The 370-nt window shown below is 48.6% G+C and carries 1 protein-coding gene; it reads left to right on the top strand.

What is annotated here, in order from left to right; all coding sequences use genetic code 11:
- A partial coding sequence (locus tag AC0QH1_RS27115) for a hypothetical protein (RefSeq protein WP_324634582.1) occupies window positions 1-237 on the top strand: 237 nt, incomplete at its 5' end.
- Window positions 238-370 lie beyond the last annotated feature (133 nt).

Genomic DNA, 370 nt, shown 5'->3' with positions numbered 1-370 from the left:
TTGCGATCGCAATTCCCAGACGCGGCAATTTTCCTCAGCGGCACCGTCGCGGTGGACTTCCCCGAAGACCTCAAACCGCAACTCGATCCATTGAAACTGTCAACGCTAACAGTTAGCGGATCGAATGTTACTTTGACTTACCACCCCATCGAACGAGCGATCGCCGATCTGAACGACCAATATGCAATCGGCAATCTTCAACTAAAAATCTTTTCTGTCCGCCCGGATGGATTTTAAATAACAAGTTTCACACCTGCCATCAAGGTGGTTTTTAGATCTTTGGATCTTTAGATCTAGAGGATTCTGGAACCGTTGTGGTGCAGGGATTTCAGCCTTCGATTGATGCGGTGCGATCGCATAGCTGTGCGAG

The organism is Phormidium sp. CCY1219 (genome assembly GCF_055795085.1).
Note: the sequence above shows the minus strand (reverse complement) of the source record. Positions and strands in the feature narration are given on the sequence as shown.